3 protein-coding genes are annotated in these 2,782 nt (G+C 34.9%); all 3 read left to right on the forward strand.

The features are described 5' to 3' along the window. A partial coding sequence (locus ACY651_RS13390; RefSeq protein ID WP_462253554.1) for a heparinase II/III family protein occupies positions 1–687 on the forward strand: 687 nt, incomplete at its 5' end. Continuing rightward, a complete protein-coding gene (locus ACY651_RS13395) occupies positions 684–1,994 on the forward strand; it encodes a nucleotide sugar dehydrogenase (protein ID WP_462253556.1) in 1,311 nt (436 codons plus the stop codon). The genes ACY651_RS13390 and ACY651_RS13395, both read left to right, overlap by 4 nt. A gap of 5 nt (positions 1,995–1,999) precedes the next feature. After that, positions 2,000–2,782 (forward strand): glycosyltransferase (locus ACY651_RS13400; protein WP_462253558.1); only part of this gene is annotated, 783 nt, incomplete at its 3' end.

Below are 2,782 nucleotides of genomic sequence, written 5' to 3' on the forward strand. Positions count from 1 at the left end.
TTTGATGCAGCAGCATTGGGTTTTCTTTCTATAGCTGCACACGGCCATGCCGATGCGCTGTCTTTTTTATTGCATGTTGATGGCCAGCCTGTTTTTGTGGATCCTGGTACTTACACTTACCACACAGCTCCTGAATGGAGAAATTATTTTGTTAGTACGCTGGCCCATAATACCATCAGGGTTAATAAACTTAACCAGGCAAATTTTGCCGGCTCAACCCTATGGCTTAATCATTATAAATGTGTTGTGCTTAATGCACAAACAAATGATACCATGGATATCATTGAGGCAAAGCATAATGGTTACGAAAAATATGGTGTTACAAATACAAGAAAAATAATTTTTAATAAAGAATCTTTAAAGATTAATATTACGGACATCATTGAAGTAAAAAATGGAATTGACCGCTGCTTTATAGAAATGCCTTTTCATTTCCATCCTGCAATAGACATAAAAAATGTTAGTGAACATTCTTTTGAGTTGGTAAATAAAAATGGAAGGAGTGTACAATTGCAAACAGACCCAAAACTAAAAGCAGTTTTATTAAACGGTCAAATAAAACCAGAAATAATCGGATGGTATTCAAATTCCTTTTTACATAAAGAGCCCTGTAACACTATAATATGTTCCCTCGAAATTTCGGGGAATATCCAGTTAGAAACAATAATATCAATAAATAAATTATGAACATAAGTATTTTCGGATTAGGCTATGTTGGTTGCGTAAGTATTGGTTGCCTGGCAAAAAACGGCCACCATGTAATTGGTGTAGATGTAAGCCAGGTTAAAGTTGACCAGATAAATGCAGGTAAAGCAACTATTATTGAAAAAGATATTGATATTATTATTGCCGAACAAAGGGCAAAGGGAAATATTGAAGCCACTACAGATTCAAAAGAAGCAATACTTAAAACCGATATTACCATAGTTGCTGTGGGTACCCCCAGCAGTGATAAAGGTCACTTAAACCTTAATTATATTTTTAAAGTAGCTGAGGTTGCCGGGTTAGCTTTAAAAGAAAAAAAGGATTTTCACATCATAGCCATACGCTCTACTATAATGCCAGGTACCTGCGATAAATTTGCAACAATTGTAGAAGAAGCATCGGGTAAAAAAAGAAATGTTGATTTTGCAATAGTGGATAATCCTGAGTTCTTAAGAGAAGGAACAGCAGTAGAGGATTATTACAATCCCCCACTCACACTTATAGGATCAGATAACAGCCAGGCAGCAGAAACTGTGGCCAGCCTTTACCGTCAGTTACCAGGCGAAGTTATAATAACCGATCTTAAAATTGCGGAAATTATGAAGTATGTAAACAATACTTTTCACGCCCTTAAAATTTCTTTTGGTAACGAAATTGGAAATATTTGCTCGGAGATGGGCATAGACTCTCACAAAGTAATGGAGATATTTTGCAAGGATAAGCAATTGAATATATCACCCTATTATTTTAAACCGGGCTTTGCATTCGGGGGGTCATGCCTTCCCAAAGATTTAAAAGGCCTTCAAACACTGGCACATGATCTTTATGTAAGTGTTCCTGTAATTGACAGCATCAATAAATCAAATGAGTTGCAAATAACCCGTGCTGTTGATATTATTCAGCATACGCAAAAAAAACGCATTGGTTTTCTTGGATTAAGTTTTAAAGCTGGTACAGACGATTTGCGTAATTCACCGGCAGTTGCAGTTGTAGAAACTTTATTGGGTAAAGGGTATTCCGTTAAAATTTATGATAAGCATATACACCTGTCAAATTTAACGGGTACTAATAAAGTTTATATCGATCATCATATACCGCATCTTTCAAAACTTATGGTAAAAGATGCAGAAGATTTGATAAAAGATGTAGATGTAATTGTAATTAATAACAAGGAGCAGGAATACTTAGATGTAATAGAAAAAGCCGGCGATGAAGCATTGATTGTAGATATGGTGCGGCTACCCGAAACAATTAGAAACAAAAATAATTATACAGGAATTAACTGGTAAAAAGTATGTTTAGCGGAAAGCACATTTTAATAATTGTGGAGAATTTGCCAGTTCCTTTCGACAGAAGGGTGTGGCAGGAGGCCAATACATTAATGGAGAACGGAGCCAAGGTTTCTATAATATGCCCTAAAATGAAGGGCTATACAAAATCTTATGAAACAATAAATGGTATAGAAATATACCGGCACTCTTTGCCCTTAGAAGCAAAAGGAGCTTCAGGATATTTATTAGAGTATTCGATAGCATTATTCTGGGAATTTTTTTTAAGCTTAAAAATATTTTTCAAAAAAAGATTTCATATAATACATGGCTGTAACCCGCCAGACTTAATTTTTATTGTAGCACTCTTCTTTAAATTATTTGGTGTTAAATATGTTTTTGATCATCACGATATTAATCCTGAATTATACATTGCTAAATATAATAAGAAAGGTTTTTTTTATAAATTTTTGCTGATTACAGAGCGGCTAACATTTGCAACAGCTAACTATAGTATTGCCACAAATGAATCGTATAAAGAAATTGCTATTCGAAGGGGCAAAATGTCTGCGGAAAAAGTACAGGTAGTAAGAAGTGGTCCAAAGTTAGACCGTTTAAAATTGGGAAGCGGAAATGAAAAGTATAAAAAAGGACGTACATTTCTGGCAGGATATGTTGGAGTAATTGGAGAGCAGGAAGGGTTGGATCTTTTACTGGAATCAATAAAGTTTATTACCTCAGTAAGAAATGATGTGCAGTTTGCAATTATTGGCGGAGGTACAGATTTAGAAAAAATTAAGCATCAGGCT

This window comes from Ferruginibacter sp., assembly GCF_031391665.1.
In the GTDB taxonomy this organism is placed as follows: Bacteria; Bacteroidota; Bacteroidia; order Chitinophagales; family Chitinophagaceae; genus Ferruginibacter.

Excerpts from the sequence above, each read along its gene's own strand:
- ACY651_RS13395 (WP_462253556.1), top strand. The coding sequence starts at position 684 with ATGAACATAAGTATTTTCGGATTAGGCTATGTTGGTTGCGTAAGTATT.